The following is a 691-nucleotide window of genomic DNA, read 5'->3' on the forward strand; positions in this document are numbered from 1 at the left end:
CGTGGCCACTTTCGGCACCGGCAAGGTTGCCGGGGTCACGGCGATGGCCGGCGCGGCAACGCTCAAGGTATAGCTGTTGGTCGCGCTGAATGGCGCTCCCGCGCCCGTGCTGCTGTCCTTGACCTGGATGCTGACGGGGAAGCTGCCGGCCACATTGGTCGTGCCCGACACCACGCCCGTGGATGCGTTCAAGGTCAAGCCGGCCGGCAGGTTGCCGCTGCTGATGCTGAAGGTATATGGCGCCGTGCCGCCCGTTGCAGTCAGGGTGGCCGTGTAGGCTGCTTCCGCTGTCGCATTGGGCAAGGTGGCTGGCGTCAGGCTGATATTGGCCGATGACACCACCAAGGTGTAGCTTTGCGTGCCGGTAAACTGGTGCGCATCGGCCGCTTGCACGGTGAACGTAAAACTGCCGCCCGCCGTCGGCGTGCCGCTCAGCAAACCGCTGCCGCTCAGGGTGAGGCCGGCAGGCAGGCTGCCGCTCGACACCGTATAGGCATACGGAGCGACGCCGCCGCTGGCCGCCAGCTGCTGGCTGTATGCTGTGGCCACTTTGAGTGCTGGCAAGGTGCTTGGCGTCACCGAGATTACGGGGGCGGCGACTGTCAAGGTATAGCTGTTGGTGGCGCTGAACGGCGCACCCACGCCCGTGCTGCTGTCCTTGACCTGGATGCTGACCGGGAAGCTGCCCGCC

Annotated in this window: 1 protein-coding gene; it reads right to left on the reverse strand. The window is 66.1% G+C overall.

Going from position 1 to position 691, the window contains the following annotated elements; genetic code table 11:
* Window positions 1-691, reverse strand: a 691-nt coding sequence (locus VM94_RS27485) for an Ig domain-containing protein (protein WP_200899264.1), incomplete at both ends; no start/stop codon positions are given.

It is taken from the genome of Janthinobacterium sp. KBS0711, assembly GCF_000988085.1.
Taxonomy (GTDB): domain Bacteria; phylum Pseudomonadota; class Gammaproteobacteria; order Burkholderiales; family Burkholderiaceae_D; genus Janthinobacterium; species Janthinobacterium lividum_E.